The organism is Ralstonia sp. TCR112 (genome assembly GCF_007997035.1).
Classification (GTDB): Bacteria; Pseudomonadota; Gammaproteobacteria; order Burkholderiales; family Burkholderiaceae; genus Ralstonia; species Ralstonia edaphi.
Genome location: NZ_VOSS01000059.1, coordinates 21639 through 40243, shown reverse-complemented (window position 1 = coordinate 40243; position 18605 = coordinate 21639). Strand labels below are relative to the sequence as shown.

General features: G+C 65.3%; 18 protein-coding genes and 1 pseudogene. 7 read left to right on the top strand and 12 right to left on the bottom strand.

What is annotated here, in order from left to right; all coding sequences use genetic code 11:
* The 4 genes from FUT88_RS15445 to ettA form a co-directional block, all read left to right on the top strand.
* On the top strand, positions 1–1314 hold a 1314-nt coding region (locus tag FUT88_RS15445), incomplete at its 5' end, for a cbb3-type cytochrome c oxidase subunit I (protein WP_147216414.1).
* A gap of 16 nt (positions 1315–1330) precedes the next feature.
* Entirely contained in the window at positions 1331–1972 is a 642-nt protein-coding gene (gene cyoC / locus FUT88_RS15440; RefSeq protein WP_102067476.1) for a cytochrome o ubiquinol oxidase subunit III, read from the top strand.
* A complete protein-coding gene (locus FUT88_RS15435; RefSeq protein WP_027680202.1) occupies positions 1973–2341 on the top strand; it encodes a cytochrome o ubiquinol oxidase subunit IV in 369 nt (122 codons plus the stop codon).
* Between the two features lie 147 nt (positions 2342–2488).
* Positions 2489–4156, top strand: a complete 1668-nt coding sequence (gene ettA / locus FUT88_RS15430; RefSeq protein ID WP_009241971.1) for an energy-dependent translational throttle protein EttA — start codon at positions 2489–2491, stop codon at positions 4154–4156.
* Here the strand turns inward: ettA and FUT88_RS15425 are convergent.
* From FUT88_RS15425 to FUT88_RS15405, 5 genes are all read right to left on the bottom strand, one after another.
* The gene (locus FUT88_RS15425) at positions 4153–4377 is read right to left on the bottom strand and encodes a CDGSH iron-sulfur domain-containing protein (RefSeq protein ID WP_147216412.1); all 225 of its coding nucleotides are present in this window, start codon (positions 4375–4377) and stop codon (positions 4153–4155) included. The two genes, ettA and FUT88_RS15425, sit on opposite strands and share 4 nt — an antisense overlap.
* Positions 4378–4386: 9 nt before the next feature.
* Positions 4387–4875, bottom strand: coding sequence for an aminoacyl-tRNA deacylase (locus FUT88_RS15420; protein WP_147216410.1), 489 nt, complete (start codon positions 4873–4875; stop codon positions 4387–4389).
* Between the two features lie 169 nt (positions 4876–5044).
* Positions 5045–5353 (bottom strand): hypothetical protein, encoded by a 309-nt coding sequence (locus FUT88_RS15415; RefSeq protein WP_147216408.1) that lies wholly within the window; start codon positions 5351–5353, stop codon positions 5045–5047.
* 189 nt (positions 5354–5542) lie between these two features.
* Positions 5543–8131 (bottom strand): glucans biosynthesis glucosyltransferase MdoH, encoded by a 2589-nt coding sequence (gene mdoH / locus FUT88_RS15410; protein ID WP_147216407.1) that lies wholly within the window; start codon positions 8129–8131, stop codon positions 5543–5545.
* Positions 8104–9666: a glucan biosynthesis protein G gene (locus tag FUT88_RS15405; protein ID WP_147216405.1), complete on the bottom strand. Its 1563-nt coding sequence runs from the start codon at positions 9664–9666 to the stop codon at positions 8104–8106. Before FUT88_RS15405 ends, mdoH begins: the two co-directional genes overlap by 28 nt.
* Positions 9667–10001: 335 nt before the next feature.
* On the opposite strand from FUT88_RS15405, the gene FUT88_RS15400 reads away from it, so the two are divergent.
* Both FUT88_RS15400 and FUT88_RS26240 read left to right on the top strand, forming a co-directional pair.
* Positions 10002–10748, top strand: a complete 747-nt coding sequence (locus tag FUT88_RS15400; RefSeq protein ID WP_147216403.1) for a hypothetical protein — start codon at positions 10002–10004, stop codon at positions 10746–10748.
* 122 nt (positions 10749–10870) lie between these two features.
* Positions 10871–11041 carry a hypothetical protein gene (locus FUT88_RS26240; protein ID WP_024977798.1) on the top strand — a complete coding sequence of 57 codons (171 nt, stop codon included), beginning with the start codon at positions 10871–10873 and terminating at the stop codon, positions 11039–11041.
* A 22-nt stretch (positions 11042–11063) separates the two neighbouring features.
* Here FUT88_RS26240 and FUT88_RS15395 read toward each other — a convergent pair whose 3' ends face one another.
* From FUT88_RS15395 to hemA, 6 genes and pseudogenes are all read right to left on the bottom strand, one after another.
* On the bottom strand, positions 11064–11687 hold the full coding sequence (locus FUT88_RS15395; protein WP_147216401.1) for a UbiX family flavin prenyltransferase: 624 nt from the start codon (positions 11685–11687) through the stop codon (positions 11064–11066).
* Between the two features lie 19 nt (positions 11688–11706).
* Positions 11707–12018 carry a Grx4 family monothiol glutaredoxin gene (gene grxD, locus FUT88_RS15390; RefSeq protein ID WP_009241977.1) on the bottom strand — a complete coding sequence of 104 codons (312 nt, stop codon included), beginning with the start codon at positions 12016–12018 and terminating at the stop codon, positions 11707–11709.
* Positions 12019–12084: 66 nt separating this feature from the next.
* On the bottom strand, positions 12085–12987 hold the full coding sequence (gene prmC, locus FUT88_RS15385) for a peptide chain release factor N(5)-glutamine methyltransferase (RefSeq protein ID WP_147216399.1): 903 nt from the start codon (positions 12985–12987) through the stop codon (positions 12085–12087).
* Between the two features lie 96 nt (positions 12988–13083).
* On the bottom strand, positions 13084–13452 hold the full coding sequence (locus FUT88_RS15380) for a hypothetical protein (protein ID WP_009241979.1): 369 nt from the start codon (positions 13450–13452) through the stop codon (positions 13084–13086).
* Positions 13453–13631: 179 nt separating this feature from the next.
* Complete coding sequence (gene prfA, locus FUT88_RS15375; RefSeq protein ID WP_147216397.1) at positions 13632–14714, bottom strand: peptide chain release factor 1; 1083 nt, start codon at positions 14712–14714, stop codon at positions 13632–13634.
* Between the two features lie 109 nt (positions 14715–14823).
* A pseudogene (gene hemA, locus FUT88_RS15370) lies at positions 14824–16130 on the bottom strand (glutamyl-tRNA reductase).
* Positions 16131–16350: 220 nt separating this feature from the next.
* Here hemA and FUT88_RS15365 point away from each other — a divergent pair.
* A complete protein-coding gene (locus FUT88_RS15365; protein ID WP_147216395.1) occupies positions 16351–16593 on the top strand; it encodes a GlsB/YeaQ/YmgE family stress response membrane protein in 243 nt (80 codons plus the stop codon).
* A gap of 31 nt (positions 16594–16624) precedes the next feature.
* On the opposite strand, the gene FUT88_RS15360 is transcribed toward FUT88_RS15365, so the two are convergent.
* A complete protein-coding gene (locus FUT88_RS15360; protein WP_147216393.1) occupies positions 16625–18583 on the bottom strand; it encodes a response regulator in 1959 nt (652 codons plus the stop codon).
* Between the last annotated feature and the right edge of the window lie 22 nt (positions 18584–18605).

The window sequence follows — 18605 nt, the reverse complement described above, 5'->3', positions numbered from 1 at the left end:
ATGCGCATGCCGATCTTCACCTGGACCGCCCTCTGCGCCAACATCCTGATCGTGGCTGCCTTCCCGGTGCTGACCGTGGCGCTGGCGCTGCTGGGTGCTGATCGCTACCTGGACATGCACTTCTTCACGAACGATGGCGGCGGTAACGCCATGCTGTACGTGAACCTGATCTGGATCTGGGGCCACCCCGAGGTGTACATCCTGATCCTGCCGGCGTTCGGCATGTTCTCGGAAATCGTCTCGACGTTCTCGCGCAAGAAGCTGTTCGGCTACACGTCGATGGTGTGGGCGACCGCTGGCATCACCGTGCTGTCGTTCCTGGTGTGGCTGCACCACTTCTTCACCATGGGCTCCGGTGCGAACGTCAACGCGTTCTTCGGTATCGCGACGATGATCATCTCGATCCCGACGGGCGTGAAGATCTTCAACTGGCTGTTCACGATGTACCGCGGCCGCGTCGAGCTGAACTCGATGATGCTGTGGACGATCGGCTTCATGATCACCTTCGTGATCGGCGGCATGACGGGCGTGCTGCTGGCTGTGCCGGGCGCCGACTTCCTGCTGCACAACAGCCTGTTCCTGATCGCTCACTTCCACAACACCATCATCGGTGGCGTGGTGTTCGGTTACCTGGCCGGTATCACCTACTGGTTCCCGAAGGCCTTCGGCTTCAAGCTGGACGAGAAGTGGGGCAAGCGCGCCTTCTGGTGCTGGTTCGTGGGCTTCTACACCGCCTTCATGCCGCTGTACGTGCTCGGCTTCATGGGCATGACGCGTCGTCTGAACCATACCGACAATCCGGCATGGCAGCCGTGGCTGATCGTCGCCGTGATCGGCGCCGCGATCATCGCCTGCGGTATTGCTTCGCAGCTCATCCAGATCTTCGTGAGCATCCGCAACCGTCATGCGCTGGCTGATCTGACCGGTGACCCGTGGGGCGGCCGTACGCTGGAGTGGGCGACGTCGTCGCCGCCGGCACACTACAACTTCGCCCGCGTGCCGGTCATCCGTGACATCGATGCCTTTGCCGACATGAAGGCGCGCGGCGAGGTGCTGAAGCAGGTCGCACCGAGCTACGAGAAGATCCACATGCCGAAGAACACCGGCGCCGGCTTCTTCATCGGCATGTTCTCGATCGTGATGGGCTTCGCGCTGATCTGGCACATCTGGTGGATGGCCGTGCTGGGTCTGGTCGGCATGATCGGCAGCTTCATCCTCCGCAGCAACAACGACGACATCGATTACTACGTGCCCGCTCACGAGGTTCACGAGACCGAGTCGGCCTACTTCCAACGTATCGGTTCGCAGGCTTAAACGGACTTAAACCCCCATGGCTACCAATGTTCTAGACGGTCACGCCGCGCACGGTCACGCGCACGGCCACGACCACGCGCATGACCATGCGCACCACCACGATGCCGCAGACACCAAGGTCTTCGGCTTCTGGGTGTACCTGATGAGCGACTTGATCATCTTCGCGTCGCTGTTTGCCACGTTCTGCGTCCTGCGCGGTGCGACGGCCGGCGGCCCGACGGGCAAGGAGCTTTTTGACCTGTCGTACGTGGCGATCGAAACCGGCATCCTGCTGGTGTCGTCCATCACCTACGGCATGGTGATGATCAGCCTGCAGAACGGCCGCAAGGATCAGGTGATGCTGTGGCTCGGCATCACCCTGCTGCTGGGCGCCGCGTTCGTCGGCATGGAAATCAACGAGTTCCATCACCTGATCGCAGAAGGTGCGGGCCCGAGCCGCAGCGCATTCCTGTCGTCGTTCTTCCTGCTGGTCGGCACGCACGGCCTGCACGTGGCGAGCGGCATGCTGTGGATCATCGTCCTGATGTGGCAAATCAGCCGCAAAGGCCTGACCCCGACGCAATCGACGCGCCTGTCGTGCCTGAGCCTGTTCTGGCACTTCTTGGACGTGGTGTGGATCGGCGTGTTTACCGTCGTCTATCTGCTGGGAGCGATGTAAATGGAACAGACCAACGCAACGACCGCTATCGCCCACGATGATGCGCACGGTCATTCGGCCGGCGGCGCCGGTCATGCCACCGTCAAGGGCTACCTGATCGGCTTCGTGCTGGCGGTGATCCTCACGGCCATCCCGTTCAAGATGGTCATGGACGGCGGCTACTCGCACCAGACGGTGCTGGTGACGGTGATGGCCCTGGCGGTTGTCCAGATCGTCGTGCACCTGATCTATTTCCTGCACCTGGACGGCTCGTCCGCCCAGCGCTGGAACGTGATGGCCTTCCTGTTCACGCTGCTGATCCTGGCGATCGTCGTTGTCGGCTCGCTGTGGGTCATGCATAACATGAACGCCAACATGATGACGATGTAACGAGGCCTGGCCCGCTGCATCGGAAGGGCGCCCCTGGTGGGCGCCTTTTCTTTTGCTCGCGCGGCCGAGAGCCCTGGGCTTGCCGCGCCCCGGCTTTGTTAAACTCGCCGGATTCCCCATTTCTGCGTTTCCCCCCGCAATTCCGCCATGTCACAGTACGTTTTCACCATGAACCGCGTGGGCAAGATCGTTCCGCCCAAGCGCCAGATCCTCAAGGACATCTCGCTGTCGTTTTTCCCGGGCGCCAAGATCGGTGTGCTGGGCCTGAACGGCTCGGGCAAGTCGACCGTGCTGAAGATCATGGCCGGCCTCGACAAGGACATCGAAGGCGAAGCCACGCCGATGCCCAACCTGAACATCGGCTACCTGCCGCAGGAGCCGCAGCTCGATCCCGCCAAGACGGTGCGTGAAGAGGTCGAGAGCGGCCTCGGTGAAGTGATGGATGCGCAAAAGCAGCTCGAAGCCATCTACGCGGCATACGCCGAGGAAGGTGCCGACTTCGACAAGCTCGCCGAAGAACAGGCGCGGCTGGAAGCCATCATCGCCGCCGGCTCCGGTGACAACGTCGAACTGCAGCTCGAAATCGCCGCCGACGCGCTGCGCCTGCCGCCATGGGATGCCAAGATCGAGCACCTCTCGGGCGGTGAAAAGCGCCGCGTGGCGCTCTGCAAGCTGCTGCTCTCGCGCCCCGACATGCTGCTGCTGGACGAGCCGACCAACCACCTGGATGCGGAATCGGTGGACTGGCTTGAACAGTTCCTCACGCGCTTTCCTGGCACCGTTGTGGCCGTCACCCACGACCGCTACTTCCTCGACAACGCCGCCGAGTGGATTCTCGAACTCGACCGCGGCCACGGCATCCCCTGGAAGGGCAATTACAGCTCCTGGCTCGATCAGAAAGAGACGCGCCTGAAGCAAGAAGAGTCCAGCGAATCGGCGCGCCAAAAGGCGCTGAAGAAAGAACTGGAATGGGTGCGCCAGAACCCGAAGGGCCGCCAGGCCAAGTCGAAGGCGCGTCTGGCCCGCTTTGACGAGCTGAACAGCCAGGAATACCAGAAGCGCAACGAAACGCAGGAAATCTTCATCCCGGCCGGCGAGCGTCTGGGCAATGAAGTGATCGAGTTCCAGAACGTCAGCAAGAGCTATGGCGATCGCCTGCTGATCGACAACCTGAGCTTCACGATTCCGCCGGGCGCGATCGTCGGCATCATTGGCCCGAACGGCGCCGGCAAGTCGACGCTGTTCCGCATGATTACAGGCAAGGAGCAGCCGGATTCGGGCACCATCAAGATCGGCCCGACGGTCAAGCTGGCGTACGTTGACCAGAGCCGCGATGCGCTTTCCGCAGACAAGACCGTCTTCGAAGAGATCTCGAACGGCTCAGACATCCTCACGGTGGGCCGCTATGAAACGCCGTCGCGCGCCTACATCGGCCGCTTCAACTTCAAGGGTGGCGATCAGCAGAAGCACGTCGGCACGTTGTCAGGCGGTGAGCGCGGCCGCCTGCATCTGGCCAAGACGCTCATTTCTGGCGGCAACGTGCTGCTGCTCGATGAGCCGTCGAACGACCTCGACGTCGAAACGCTGCGTGCGCTGGAAGATGCGCTGCTCGAGTTCGCCGGCTGCGTGATGGTGATCTCGCACGATCGCTGGTTCCTCGACCGCATTGCCACGCACATCATCGCGTTCGAAGGCGACTCGCACGTCGAATTCTTCCCGGGCAACTACCAGGAATACGAAGCCGACAAGAAGAAGCGACTGGGCGAAGAAGGCGCCAAGCCCAAGCGTATCCGCTACAAGCCCGTTACGCGTTAAGCAGGCGCATCGGGCGCAGGCGCGTCGAGGTTGCTGTCAAACTCGACGCGCTTGTGCGAGCCGTCACAGAACGGCTTGTTCAACGAGTGCCCGCAGCGGCACAACCAAGCTTGGCCTTCTTCTACGGTCAACTCGCGCCCGCTCTGGGTGGCGATCCAGAAGCTTCCCTTGAGGTGACACGGCCCGTTGTTGCGGACCGTGACGACAACGTCCTCGGCCACGATGCGCCCTCAGAAGAGGATGCCCTGCATGCGATATGCGAAGTGGGCGGGCTTGGCGTCGCGCATCAGGGCCATGAACTGATCCATGTCCATATGCACCACGTTTTCGTGGTCGCCGGCTTCGAAGTAGACGTCGCCGTGGGTCATCAGGCTGCTGTCGATGTAGGTCGGCATGCCGTACGCCATGCCCACGGGCGGGACAGCGCCGACATCGCAGTCGCGGAAGACTTCGCGCAACTCGGATTCATCGGCCAGCGTCAGGTCCATGCGGCCCGATTCCTTTTGCAACTCGGACAGATGCAGGTGGTACGTCGACGGCAACACGGCGGCGACATAGCCGAGCTTGTCTTCAAGAAGCAGTGTCTTGGCCAGCCGGTCGCCCGGGACATGCGCAGATTGCGCGGTCTCAGTGCTGGTGTGGGTATGCGGATGGCGAATCACCTCGTACAGGCAGCCCTTGCTGCGCAGGCAGCCGTCGAGTGTGCTGGAGATCGACATGGCATCCTCCCTTGTGCTGTGCGGCCGGCGGCGGGATTGCAGGGGCCGCTACGTCAGCATAGGTCGGTTTGCAGATTGCGCAGGCATTCGAGCGCGCAAAAGCAACGGGCCGCTCAGTGAGCGGCCCGTGTGCCAATCAATCGCTGTTTTTGTCTGTTCGCGCTAGGCGTTAGCGGTCCCAGCCGCGGTGCCAGCCGTGATCGTGGCGCCATTCGCGCTCACGCCACTCACGACGGCGCCATTCACGCTCACGCCAGTAGTCACGATCGCGGTAATAGCCGCCATAAACGACAGGCGCGGGAGCATAGACCGGGGCCGGGCGATACACCACCGGCGGCGGTGCATAGACAGGTGCCGGGGCCACATATACCGGTGCGGGCACGCCGATCGCCACGCCGACATCCACATGCGCCAGCGCCGCCGTCGAGGCGCACAGCGCGGCGCCACCCAGAACGAATGCGAGCAGTGTGCGTTTCATGATGCTTCTCCTTACGGTTGCGAGGCCGGGGCAGCGGTGCCGTCGACTTCGTGTATCAAGTTCGTGATGCCATTCTATGAACCGCCGGGCGCTTCAGGTGATACGTAAATCCTACGGATGTAACGGGAAGTAAAACGCCCCACCGGCAAGATGCGGGTGGGGCGCGGTATTTCTGTCGGGCGGCGTTGTTCAGCTTTCTGCTGCCGCCCAGGCCGCACGCTGTTCCGAGGACGACCACACCGCCAGGTGCAGCGCCGACAGCGAGAACGGATCCGACAGCAACACCAGCTTTTGCTTGCCGGTGAGTTTGTCGGGGCCGACCTCCAGCGCGTGGCGCACATGGGCTTCGCGCACGGCGACGAGGCGCTTGTCCTGCGGAAAGCGCGCCGTACCAACGGCGCACATCAGCGCGTTGGTGACGGGATCGACCACGGCTTGGCGGAAGTCCGGCATCGGCGGGGCATTGCGAAGGTGCTTGCGCGTGGCACGCAGCTCGCGCGGCGGGCGCACTTCCTCGGGGATCATGAACAGGCGCAGGCGTCGCATGCGGCGGCCCAGGCTCACGCGGCTGGAGAACACCGAGAGCGGGATCGACACGATCAGCGCACCCACGACCGGCGACAGCCACCACAGGAAGCTCGGGTTCAGCCAATACACGATCGCAGCCCAGACGATGCCGATGACGGTGTGCAGGCCGTGGCGGCGCACGGCGTCGCCCCAGTGCGTCTGTGCGTCTTCGCGCGGGGGCGATTTCCAGTGCACCTTCCAGCCGAGGAACGCGGCGGTCACAAAGCGCGTGTGGAACAGCATGCGCACCGGTGCGGCCAGCACCGAGAACGCTGCCTCAATGGCCATCGACAACGCCAGGTGGATCGCCCCGCCAAAGCGCTTCGGCCCCTGAGCCCACAGCACAAGCACGCTGAGGATCTTCGGCAGGAACAGCACGGTGGCCGTGGCGGAGAACAGCGCGGCGGCTTTCTCCGGATGCCACTCCGGCCAGATCGGGAAGAGCTGGCGGGGCTGCGTGAAGTATTCCGGCGCGATCAGCGTGTGCTTGGCCAGCAAGGCCGTCGACAAAAGCAGGAACAGGAACCACAGCGGCGCCGACAGATACGCCATCACCCCGGTAATGAACACCGCGCGGTGCACACGGTGGAAACCCGGCGCGCCGAATAAGCGGAAGTTCATCAGGTTGCCGTGGCACCAGCGGCGGTCGCGGCCCAGCTCGTCGAGCAGGTTGGGCGGCATTTCTTCGTAGCTGCCGTCGAGGTCGTAGGCGATCCACACGGCCCAGCCGGCGCGGCGCATCAGCGCGGCTTCAACAAAATCGTGCGACATGATCTCGCCGGAAAGCGAGCCCTTGCCCGGAATCGGAGCGAGTGCGCAGTGCTTGATGAACGGGTCCAGCCGGATGATGGCGTTGTGGCCCCAGTAGTGCGATTCGCCGAGTTGCCAGTAGTGCAGGCCGGCGGTGAACAGCGGCCCGTACACACGCGTGGCGAACTGCTGGATACGCGCATACAGCGTGTCGCGACCGGCCGCGCGCGGGGCGGTCTGGATGATGCCCGCGCTGGGCGCACCCTCCATCAACTGCACGAGGCGCGTCAGGCAATCGCCGCTCATCACGCTGTCGGCGTCGAGCACGATCATGTAGCGGTACTTGCCGCCCCAGCGTCGGCAGAAATCGTCGATGTTGCCGCTCTTGCGCTTCACGCGGTGGCGGCGCCAGCGGTAGAAGATGCGGCCGAAACCGTCGAGCGCGCGGCAGATGTGCAGCCAGGCGTCGGCTTCTGCGGTGCGGATATCCGGGTCGCCGGAGTCCGACAGCACGAAGAAGTCGAAATGCTCCAGATGCCCCGTGCGCTGCAACGATTCGTACGTCGCCCGCAGCCCCGCGAAGACGCGCTGCACATCTTCATTGCAGATCGGCATGACGATGGCCGTACGGGCGTCGTCCGGAATCGTGGCGTCGGGCGTGGCGCGGCGCGAGATGACGAAGCGGTCGCCGTGGAAGGCCAGCAGCAGGAAGCCCGTGATGGCTGTCCAGAAGCCCGCCGACACCCAGCAGAACAGCACCGCAAACAGGACGATGATGATGGCTTCGAGCCAGTCGGCACCGTGATACGGCAGCACCGTGCTCATCGCCCAGGTGGCGGCGACGGTCTGCGCGATCATCAGCGCGAGCAGCGTCAGGCGGCGGCGTGCGCCGACGAAGCGCCAGATGCCTTTCGGGTCCGGCGAGTCGGGCGCTTCATACGGCACCGGCTTCTTGCCGCCATGCATCCAGCGGTCGATGGCCTTGCGCGCGCGCCAGATCGGGCCGAGCACCCATGGCCACGGCACCATCGAACGGCGAGCGGGCGTGGGGCCGGTATCCAGGTGGATGCGGCCCTGGCTGTCGTGCTCAACGGGTGGCGCAGGTTGGGCGGAGGGCTCCGTCGATGCGGCCTCGGCGCGCGTGGCGCCATACGCAGCATCCAGGCGCGAGCCTACGGACGCGTAAGCCGGCGCGTCGGCGTCGAGCGACGTCGTCTGTGCGGGGTCGAGCCTGGCCAGCGCACGATGCAGCTTGGCGAGCGCCGCTGCATCGTCGTCCGTGGCTGTGATCCCCGCGTTGCGCAGCAGCGCAGCGCGCGCGTCGGCCGCCAGCGGCAGCGCCTCAAGGTAATGGTCAGCCACAGACTGCGCTGTGGCTGGGCTGGTGGAGGGGGCTGTGCCGGCAGCACCGGCAGTCTGGGCTGTCGTCACGTTCAGCCCGGAGGTAACAGGTAGCTCCACGTCTCGGAGAGTCCGGTGCCGCCGCTGCGCAGGTAGCCACGCAGTTCAACGGGTTTATCGTCGTCGACCCGCTTGAGGCGCACGGTCACGCGCCAGCCGCCGGTCGCGGTGTTGGGTTGGCCGAAGATCGATTCGATCTTGCCGTTGGCATCTGCCGAAAACACCGGCTCAACCGGAGCGTTCGGCGCCAGCTTGGCCAGCGCCGGCCCTTCAAAGTCGACCACGAAGGCGATCGTATCGTCGGGCTTGCGCTCGTCGGGGCGCTTGGTCGTCCAGCCGTGCGAGCGGCGCGTCTGCGCAACCCACGCCAGCGCCGGCTTCTTGTCGGCGTCCTTCTGCCACAGCAAGCGGTATTCGAGATTGAACGGCTGCTGCGGCTTGGGCGGGTTTTCGGGCACCCAGTAGGCGACCACGTTGTCGTTTGTCTCGTCGGGTGTCGGAATCTGCACAAGCTCCACGCGGCCTGCGCCCCATTTGCCGACGGGCTCGACCCACGCGCTCGGGCGCAGTTCGTAGCGGTCGCCGATTTCCTGGTAGCTGGAGAACGCGCGGTCACGCTGCATGAGGCCGAAGCCGCCCGGGTTCGTCGTCCCGAACGAGCTGACCAGCAGGCGCTTGGGGTTCGTCAGCGGACGCCAGATCCATTCGCCCGTGCCGGACAGCACCGACAGGCCGTCGGAGTCGTGCACCTCGGGGCGGAAATCCAGCGCAGGCGCCGGCTGGTTCTCGCCAAAGAAGAACATGCTGGTAAGCGGCGCGATGGCCAGCTTGCTCACGTTCTCGCGCATGTACAGCTGCGCCTTCACGTCGACTGCCGTGTCGCTGCCCGGCTTGATGACGAAGCGGTAGGCGCCCGTGGCGCGGCGCGAATTGAGCAGCGCGTAGATCGTCAGCTCTTTCGCATTGGCGGCGGGCCGTTCGATCCAGAAATCGGTGAAGCGGGGGAATTCCTCGCCCGAATTGAGCGCGGTGTCGATGGCCAGCCCGCGCGCGGAGAGGCCGTAAACCTGCCCCTTGCCGATGCCGCGGAAGTACGACGCGCCCAGGAACACGATGACCTCGTCCTTGTACTTGGGCGTGTTCATCGGATAGTGCACGCGGAAACCGGCAAAGCCGAGCTTCTGCAACTGCTTCGGGTCGAGCTTGACCGGGCCGTAGTCGAACAGGCGCGGATCGAAACGGATTTCGCGCACACCGGCCGGCGACACCTCGTTGATCTTCACGGGCTGGTCGTAGTACGAACCCTCGTGGAAGAAGCCGAGTTCGAACGGCAGCTTGTCGCGGCGCCAGTACGCCTGGTCGGACTTGAAGCGGATTTCGCGGTACTGGTCGTAGCGCAGCTCGCGCAATTCGCGCGGCAAGGTGTCGGCGGGCGCCTGGTACGGCTTCGCGGCCAGTTGCTTGGCGCGTACGGCCACATCGTTGAAGCCAAAGGCCAGCGCAGCATGCGCGGAAGCCAGCGCCAGCACGCCCACGGCGAGCCGCGCATAGCCGGCTACCGAACGGGTGCGTGCCGCGCGCGCGGCCCCGGGCATGCGGGAGGAAACAGCGGAGGGAATGTTCAAAATGAGATCGCGTCTATGCGGCGGGCCGAGGAACGTGACGCTTCGGTCCTGCCGGTCATTCGTCTGTGCCGCCGAGATTTTACCCGCCGTACCTTTGCGAGATCAAAACCGGCAACATTTTGATAATGTTTCCCGCCCGCATCGGGCCGACATCCGCGTCAAATGGCGTGTAACGAGCCGGTCTCGGTGGGTTCAACCGTTCGGTTGAGGGGAACGCACGCTGCCCGGCGCCGGTCACAACCGCTTTGCCGCGTGCCGGAATTCCCGCATGGCACACTCTCGGCTCTTTCTTTCATGGAGTTCGCATGACCTGTTGGACGCGACGCGCCACGGCAACCGCCGCCCTTGCCATCTCGACCTCGTTGCTCGCGCCCGTGGCGTTTGCCGCATCGGCATCGAAGGCCGCTCCTGCTTCGAAGGCTCCCGCACCGGCCAAGGCGGTGCGCGACCCCGGCGACGTGGCGGTGCTGCTGGACGCCTTTCCGCTCGGCAAGCCGCTGCGCAAGCTGCCCTCATGCGAAGACGTACGCGCCAATGGTGGCAAGGACGTCGCCGAATACTGCTCCGACGCGCTGGAATCGCATGGCCGCACGCGGTCTCTGGGCGTGCCGCAGGCATCGCGGCCGGAGTTGATGGACGGCCCGCAGGCCGTGGTGCTGATCGACCAGGATGGCAACATCGCCGGCATGTTCGTGCCCACGCGCGGCGTGGATACCGAGCAGCGCGTCTTCCAGGCCCTGTCCGATCGCTACGGCAAGCCGGCGCAGGAAGGCAAGGCGCCCCTCAAGCTGAAGTCTGGCAAGACGGTCGATTCGCTGCGCGCACGCTGGGCGGGCCATCAGACGGTCATCACGATGTACGCGATTCCTGAAGAGCCGCAGAACGGCACGGTGGAATTCCTTTGGGCACCGCGCGCCGGGGCGGTCATGGATCAGATGCGTGCGGAAGTCGATCCGAATGCACCCAAACCGGCTGCTGCGTCAGGTGTGACGGCCTCGGCGCCCGCCGCGACGGCCACGCCCTCTGCAGGCAAACCGGCGCCTAAGCAGTGAACTTACGAACGCACGTTCGTAGTTTTCAGTTACACGGCTTACACGCGCATGACGCCGGCGCCGCTCGCGTCGGCTTATAACGTCCACGTGGCTCCACTAGCGGGGCCGAAGGACGCTAAATCATGAAAATCGTGGCTCTGGCCTTGTTGGCCGCGACGCTTGGGGGTTGTGCCGTTTATCCCGCACCGGTGGCTGTGGCACCGGCGCCGGTCTATGTGGCACCCGCTTATCCCGCTTACTACGGCGGCTATTGGGGTGGGCCGTCGGTGTACTTCAATTACCGCCACCGCTAATCTGCGGTCGGCTGATCGGCGCCTAGTCCGTTGACCGCAGGCCCGGCCAGCCCGGCGCCAATGTCTGTGGCAGGCCGAGCAGGTCCAGCACGCGCCCGACAGTGTGGTCGACCAGGTCGTCGATCGTCTTGGGGCGCTGGTAAAAGCCCGGCACGGGCGGGAACACGATTCCGCCCATCTCCGTGACCGCCGTCATGTTGCGCAGGTGCGCCAGATTCAACGGCGTTTCGCGCACCATCAGGATGAGGCGGCGGCGCTCCTTGAGCGTGACGTCGGCCGCGCGGGCGATGAGGTTGTCCGACAGGCCGTGCGCGACGGCCGCCAGCGTCTTCATCGAGCAGGGCGCCACCACCATCGCTTCGGCAGCAAAGGAGCCGCTCGCGATGGTCGCGCCGATATCGCGCACGTTATGCACGACGTGCGCCAGCGTTTCCACTTCTTCGCGTGCCATGTGCAGCTCGTGCTGCACGTTCATCAACCCTGCGGGCGACATCAGCAGGTGCGATTCCACGCCCGCTGAGTCACGCAGGCCCTGCAGAACCTGCAGCAGCCGCACCCCGTAAATCGCGCCCGACGCGCCCGTGATCGCCACGATGATGCGGCGCACGGCTGGCGTTTGAGCGGTGGCGTCCGGGGTTTGGGTCACGCTGAAACGAGAACGCAGCTCAAGCAGCCAGCAGCGGTTGCAGTTCGCCGCTCTGGTACATCTCCATCATGATGTCCGAGCCGCCAATGAACTCGCCCTTGATATAGAGCTGCGGAATGGTCGGCCAGTTGGCGTAGTCCTTGATGCCCTGGCGGATTTCGTCGTCTTCCAGCACGTTGACGGTGTGCGGACGGTCCACGCCGCAGGCCTTCAGGATCTGGATGGCGCGGCCCGAAAAACCGCACATCGGGAATTGCGCGGTGCCCTTCATGAAGAGGACGACGGGGTGGCCTTTGACGATCTGGTCGATCTTTTCGTGCGTGGTGCTCATGGGGAGACTCGATTGGGTGAGGGGCGGCAGCGGCTTCTCAACTGCCATCCACATTGGAAAACCCGTCTATTTTAGCGAGGAACGCGCACCGGCGTTTTGATCCGGCCACTGCCCGCCGCTGCAGCGGTCGTGGCCGGCCAGGTCTTGGGCGGTGAAGACGTTGGCGAAGCCGGCGCCCCCCAGCAGCGCACGCACGGGTTCGCCCTGGTCGTAGCCGTGCTCGAGCAGCAGCCAGCCGCCGGCGGCCAGCCGCGCAGGCGCCCCGGAGACGATGCTGCGCAGGTGGCGCAGGCCATCATCGTGGTCGGTGAGGGCGCTGGCGGGTTCGAAACGCAGGTCGCCCTGGTCGAGGTGCGCGTCGGTGGCGGCAATGTAAGGCGGGTTGCTGGCGATGAGATCGAAAGCGGGAGGCGCGTCGGCATCGGCCAGCGCGCCATACCAGTCGCCCAGCGCAGTCCGGACGTTGGTCGCGCCGAGCGCCTTGGCGTTGTCGATCGCCACGCCCAGTGCATCGGCGGAGGCATCGGTGGCCCATACGCGCGCGTCGCGCCGCGCCAGCGCGATCGTGATGGCGATGATGCCACTGCCCGTGCCCATGTCGAGCACGGCTGGCGCATCGCGTTCTTCCAGGCGGTCCAGCGCTTGTTCGACCAGCAATTCGGTATCGGGGCGCGGGATCAACACTGCGGGCGTCACTCTGAACGTGCGGCCGAAGAATTCACGTTCGCCGAGCAGATACGCCATCGGCTCGCCGGCCAGGCGGCGCGCAGCAAGTTCGCTGATGCGCGCGCGCGCGGCCACGTCGATAGCGCAGGTGTCTTGCGTGATGAGCCGCACGCGCGACAGGCCCGTCACGTGCGAAACCAGCATGCGTGCTTCCAGCGCGGGCAGGCCGGCACGGGCCAGCGCTGTCAGCGCATCGGCCACGCGAGCAAGGGTTTCGGGCGAAATGACAGGGGAAGACGACACGGCAACAGACCAGCAGCGAAGAACGGGCGCACAAAATAACACGGGCCCGGCCGATGTGGCGCGGGCCCGCGAGCGGGTCGGAGGGTGGAGCGGCGCTTATTGCTTGGTCGCGTCCTTGACCTTGTTGGCTGCTTCCTTGGTGGCGTCGGCGGTCTTGTCTGCAGCAACCTTGGCTGCATCGGCCGTCTTGTCGGCCGCGGTCTTGGCGGCCTCCTTGGCCTGCGCCAGCGCGCCCGACGCGGAGACCTGCGCGTCCGAAGCCGCTTGCGACAGTTCCACCTTGGCGGCATCCGCAGCCTTGGTCACGGCGGTGCCGGCGTTGTCGAGCGCCTGCTTGGCGGCGTCCTTCGATTGTTCCATCGCGCTCTTGGCGGCTTGGTCGGTGGCGTCGTCCTTCTTGCCGCAGGCGGCCAGGCCGAGTGCGAGGGTGGTGGCGACGGTAATGGCCAGCAGTTGGGTACGCATTGCGATTCTCCTAATCGTGATGTTGCCGCGCTTGTTGGTGAGTGCGCCGGATGCGACCGGCGATGCACTCGGCGTGATCGAGATCGATTATAGGAACGCGAGGCCGCCCCGCCATCGCGCAAAGCTGTATCAAACGCAAGCGGATGTTACGGGGAGGGCGCTTTTTAACGATTGAGCGCTCAGGCGTCTTCGCCGAGCGCCGCAAGTTGTTCGGCTTGGTGCTCAGCGGCCAACGCACCGACGAGTTCATCGATGTCGCCGTCCATGATCGCGTCGATCTTGTACAGCGTCAGGTTGATGCGGTGATCCGTCACGCGGCCTTGCGGGAAGTTGTACGTGCGGATGCGGTCGGAGCGGTCGCCCGAGCCGATCAGGCTCTTGCGTGCGCTGGCTTCCTTGGCTTGCGCCTCGCGCTCCTGGCGATCCTTCAGGCGCGCGGCCAGGACTTGCATGGCGCGGTCCTTGTTGCGGTGCTGGCTGCGGTCGTCCTGGCACTCCACCACAAGGCCAGTCGGCAGATGCGTGATGCGCACCGCCGAATCCGTCTTGTTGATGTGCTGGCCGCCCGCGCCGGATGCGCGGAACGTATCGATGCGCAGATCGGCCGGATTGATCTGAATGTCGGCCAGCGCATCGGCCTCGGGCATGACGGCCACGGTGCAGGCCGACGTGTGGATGCGTCCCTGCGCCTCCGTGGCCGGCACGCGCTGCACGCGGTGGCCGCCCGATTCGAACTTCAGGCGCGAGTACGCACCTTCGCCCACCAGCCGCGCAATCACTTCCTTGTAGCCGCCGAGGTCCGATGGCGATTCGCTCACGATCTCCACCTGCCAGCGCTGCCGTTCGGCGTAGCGCGTATACATGCGCAGCAAGTCGCCGGCAAAGAGCGCGGATTCGTCGCCGCCTGTGCCGGCGCGGATTTCCACGAAGATGTTGCGATGGTCGTTCGGGTCTTTGGGCAACAGCAGGCGTTGCAGCGCGCCTTCGAGGGATTCCATCCGCTCACGCGCGGCACGGAGTTCGTCCTCTGCAAACGCCTTCATGTCCGGATCGGCCGCCAGCTCCTGCGCGGTGGCGATGTCTTCCTCGGCCTGCTTCCACGCGGCAAATTGCGCGACCACGGGCTCCAGCTCGGCATGTTCGCGCGTGAGCTTGCGGTATTGGTCGAGGTTGGCGGTGGCGTCTTCACGCGCAAGCAGCGCGTTGATTTCGACGATGCGCTCGGCCAGTTGGTCGAGCTTGGACAGCATGCTGGGCTTCATTCGGGCAGTCGCGGAGGGAAACGCTGGAAGCGAAGGCGGCGCATGATACCGCGCCAGAACGTGCGCGCCCGTCGTGCAAACATGCGGCGCGCGTGCGATGCGCCGGCCGCTAGCGCTCGGAGTGGCTGGACTGGCGGAACAGCGCCGGCAGCAGGTCGATGAGTTGTTCGCGGCCTTCGCCCTGCGCGTGGTTGAGCGCATGCGTCGGGCCGTGGAGGAATTTCTTGGTCAGCGCCTGAGACAGCGCTTCGAGTACCAGCGCCGGATCGTCGCCGCGGGCGAGCATGCGCTGGGCGCGTTCCAGTTCACCCTGGCGCAGCGTTTCAGCCTGCGCGTGCAGATCCCGGATGACGGGCACCACGCTGCGCGCATCGAGCCAGTGCATGAAGTTCAGCACGCGCGTTTCGATGATGGCCTCGGCCTGCGCCACGGCGGCCTGCCGTAGCGCGTTGCCTTCGCGCACGATGGCGCCCAGGTCGTCGACGGTGTAGAGGAATACGTCGGACAGGCGCGCAACTTCGGGTTCGATGTCGCGCGGCACGGCCAGGTCGACCATGAACATCGGGCGGTGGCGGCGCTGCTTGATGGCGCGCTCCACGGCGCCCAGGCCGATGATGGGCAGCGTGCTGGCGGTGCACGAAACGACGATGTCGAAGTCGGCGAGCTTGGTCGCAGTTCAGCCAGGCGCACGGCGCGGGCATTCAGGCCCTGGTTCGACAGCGATTCGGCGAGCTTCTCGCCGCGTTCCAGCGTGCGGTTGGCGATTACCACCTCGCGCGGCGTCTGCGCGGCAAAGTGCGTGGCGCACAGCTCGATCATCTCGCCGGCGCCGATGAACAGGACGCGCTGATCCGCAATCGATTCGAAGATGCGCTGCGCCAGGCGCACGGCGGCAGCGGCCATTGACACGGAATGCGCGCCGATCTCTGTCGTGCCGCGCACTTCCTTGGCCACCGCAAAGGTGCGCTGGAACAGCTGATTCAGGTACGTGCCCAGGGCGCCCGCCTCGGTGGCGGTGCGCACGGCGTCTTTCATCTGGCCGAGGATCTGCGTCTCGCCCAGCACCATCGAATCGAGTCCGCTGGCCACGCGGAAGGCGTGGCGTACCGCCAGCGACTGGCCGAGCGAATACACATGGGGCGCGAGTTCGCCGGCGTCGATGTTGTGGTGCTGTGCCAGCCAGCGAATCGCATGCTCGTGCGCGGTTTGCTCGGGCAGGTTGCCGTCGGTGGCGCAGTAGATTTCGGTGCGATTGCAGGTGGAAAGAATGGCGGCTTCCGCCGTGCTTCTGAGCTGCGGCAGATGCTGGCGCAGCGTGCCCAGTGCGGGCTTGAGCTGCTCGAGCGGAAACGCCACCTTCTCGCGCAGGGAAAGCGGCGCAGTGTGGTGGTTGATTCCGAGCGTCAGCAACTGCATGTGGGGCGGCCGGTTAAGGGAACGGCACGAATTTTGAGCACTCTGGATTATAACGCCCGCCCCCCGTATCAGCAGGACGCAGGTCAAATCTGGTGACGTGTATGGATGAATGTCGATTATTCGTCACGCGTCATGCGGGTGTGCCGACGTAGTCTTCGGCCGCGTCCTGCGCTAAGGTACGCGTCCAGTTGAATCGCTCAAGGCAATACGGAGAACAGGCATGGGGTGGATGGGGCCGCTGTGGATCGGGCTGGCGGTGGGCGTGGCGGCGCGTTGGCTGCATCCGGTAGGCAAGCGCCTCGGTTGGCCGGCGGCGCTGGTGACGGGCGGGATGGGTGCGTTGCTTGGTTACTACAGCGGCCAGTTCGCCCACCTGTATGCCGACGGGCAAATCATGGCGTGGACCGCCGCCGTGGTGGGCGCCATGCTGCTGCCTGCTGCTTGGGGCCTGCTGCGCCGCTAGGGCGACTGCGGCTGCAGCATTCTGGCGCGGCTCAGCTTGCGCCCACGCCCGCGGTGCGCGCGTCGCGCGCAGCCAGATAGCCGGCCATCAGCGCTTCCAGTCGCTTGAAATCCACCGGTTTGGTCAGGTGATCCGTAAAGCCCGCGTCGCGGCACCGGGCGATGTCGTCTTCCATGCCATAACCGGTGATGGCGATCGACGGGGCGCCTTGCCGCTCGGCAAATACGCGCACCACGTCGAGGCCGCTGCCGTCCGGCAAGCCAATGTCGCTGATCAGCAGATCGAACGCGCCCGATTCAGCGGCCTGCATGGCCGTGCGGGCGCTGTTGGCAACGGCCACGCTGTGGCCGAGGATTTCCAGCATCTGCGCCATCGCCTCGGCCGTATCGGCGTTGTCTTCCACCAGCAGCACGTGCAGGCCGCGCGTCGGTTGGGCGCGGGGCGCGGGCGGCGAGGGCGGCGTCTCGGGCTGCACCATCTCGGTGGCCAGCGGCAGGGTGAGCGTGAAGGTGGCCCCCTCGTGGCGGCCGGCGCTCTCGGCAATCAATGAACCCTCGTGCTTCTGCACCAGCGCGTAGGCAATCGCCAGGCCCAGGCCGAGCCCGCCAAAACGCTGCGTGATCGATGCATCGGCCTGTTCGAACGCCGAGAAGATGCGCGGCAGTGCTTCGGGTTCGATGCCGATGCCGTTGTCCTTCACGGCGACGGCCACCGTAGACGGCGAAGGGTTCCAGACGCGGACCTCGATGGCGCCGCCTTCGGGCGTGAACTTGACGGCGTTGCGCACAAGGTTCCAGATGACTTGCTGGATGCGCGCCCCGTCGGCATACAGCCGGCTGCGGCCCGCCTCGAAGCGCGTCTTGAGCGACAGCCGCTTGGCCTGCATGTCGTTGCGCGACATCTCCAGCGTGCTTTCCAGCAGCGGATACAGGTCGACCAGCGCAAAGCTGACCGCAAGCTTGCCGCGCGCAATGCCCGTGATGTCGAGCAGGTCGTCGATCAGGCGTGCTTCCAGCTCGGCATTGCGGCGCACGACTTCGAGCTGCGCGACCACATACGCCGGCAGATCCTGGCGCATTTCCAGCAGATGCACGGCGGTCAGGATGGGGGTGAGCGGCGTGCGCAACTCGTGCGACAGCACGGCCAGGAAGTGGTCCTTGGCGTGGTTGGCGGTCTCGGCTTCTTCCTTCGCGCGGCGCAGGGCGTCGGCCGCGATGCGCTCTTCCGTGGAGTCGCGGATGATCTTCGAGAAGCCGACCAGCTGCCCCGTCTCGTTGTGGATGGCCGTGACCACGCTCGATGCGTAGAACGGCGTGCCGTCCTTGCGCAGCATCCAGCGGTCGTCGGTGAGGCTGCCTTCGCGGCGCACACGTTCGAGCTTGCGCTGGAATTCGCCCGCCTCGCGCGCGGCCTGCGGATACAGAATCTCCGCCGATTTGCCGAGGATGTCTTCACGCGCATACCCGAGAATGCTGCGCGACGCCGCGTTCCACGTGCGCACGATGCCCTGCGGGTCGAGCGAGAGTACGGCGTGTTCCTTGAGCGCGTTGATCAGCAGGCGGAAGTGCGTTTCCGCTTCGCGCAGCGCGGCTTCGGCGGCGATGCGCTGGCGGCGTTCGGCCGCTTCGGCCAGCGCCCGCAGCAGCACCACGGGCAGGCGCTGCAGGCGCTGCTTGATGACGTAATCGGTGGCGCCGCGCTTGAGCATGTCGACCGCGTGCTCCTCGCCGAGCGCACCGGATACGAAGATGAACGGCGTTTGCGGCGCCATGCGGCGTGCAATATCCAGCGCTTCCGCCCCTGTGAACTGCGGCAGCATGTAGTCGGCCAAGATGGCGTCGAAGGTTCGTGCGCTGAGCTCGGCGATGAAGTCCGTCTCGTTGTCGACCAGCGTGGTGTCGGCTTGCAGATTGGCGGTTTCCAGCCGCGCGCGCGTGAGCTCCGCATCGAGCGGGTTGTCTTCGACCAGCAGCAGTTGCAGATTCGGCATGGGGGCGAATGCTCCGGATGGG

Coding starts and splice junctions, on each gene's coding strand:
- FUT88_RS15400 (WP_147216403.1), top strand. CDS start 10,002: ATGACCTGTTGGACGCGACGCGCCACGGCAACCGCCGCCCTTGCCATC.
- FUT88_RS15405 (WP_147216405.1), bottom strand. CDS start 9,666: ATGCCCGGGGCCGCGCGCGCGGCACGCACCCGTTCGGTAGCCGGCTAT.
- FUT88_RS26240 (WP_024977798.1), top strand. CDS start 10,871: ATGAAAATCGTGGCTCTGGCCTTGTTGGCCGCGACGCTTGGGGGTTGT.
- prfA (WP_147216397.1), bottom strand. CDS start 14,714: ATGAAGCCCAGCATGCTGTCCAAGCTCGACCAACTGGCCGAGCGCATC.
- FUT88_RS15435 (WP_027680202.1), top strand. CDS start 1,973: ATGGAACAGACCAACGCAACGACCGCTATCGCCCACGATGATGCGCAC.
- FUT88_RS15415 (WP_147216408.1), bottom strand. CDS start 5,353: ATGAAACGCACACTGCTCGCATTCGTTCTGGGTGGCGCCGCGCTGTGC.
- grxD (WP_009241977.1), bottom strand. CDS start 12,018: ATGAGCACCACGCACGAAAAGATCGACCAGATCGTCAAAGGCCACCCC.
- FUT88_RS15420 (WP_147216410.1), bottom strand. CDS start 4,875: ATGTCGATCTCCAGCACACTCGACGGCTGCCTGCGCAGCAAGGGCTGC.
- ettA (WP_009241971.1), top strand. CDS start 2,489: ATGTCACAGTACGTTTTCACCATGAACCGCGTGGGCAAGATCGTTCCG.
- FUT88_RS15360 (WP_147216393.1), bottom strand. CDS start 18,583: ATGCCGAATCTGCAACTGCTGCTGGTCGAAGACAACCCGCTCGATGCG.
- cyoC (WP_102067476.1), top strand. CDS start 1,331: ATGGCTACCAATGTTCTAGACGGTCACGCCGCGCACGGTCACGCGCAC.
- FUT88_RS15365 (WP_147216395.1), top strand. CDS start 16,351: ATGGGGTGGATGGGGCCGCTGTGGATCGGGCTGGCGGTGGGCGTGGCG.
- FUT88_RS15380 (WP_009241979.1), bottom strand. CDS start 13,452: ATGCGTACCCAACTGCTGGCCATTACCGTCGCCACCACCCTCGCACTC.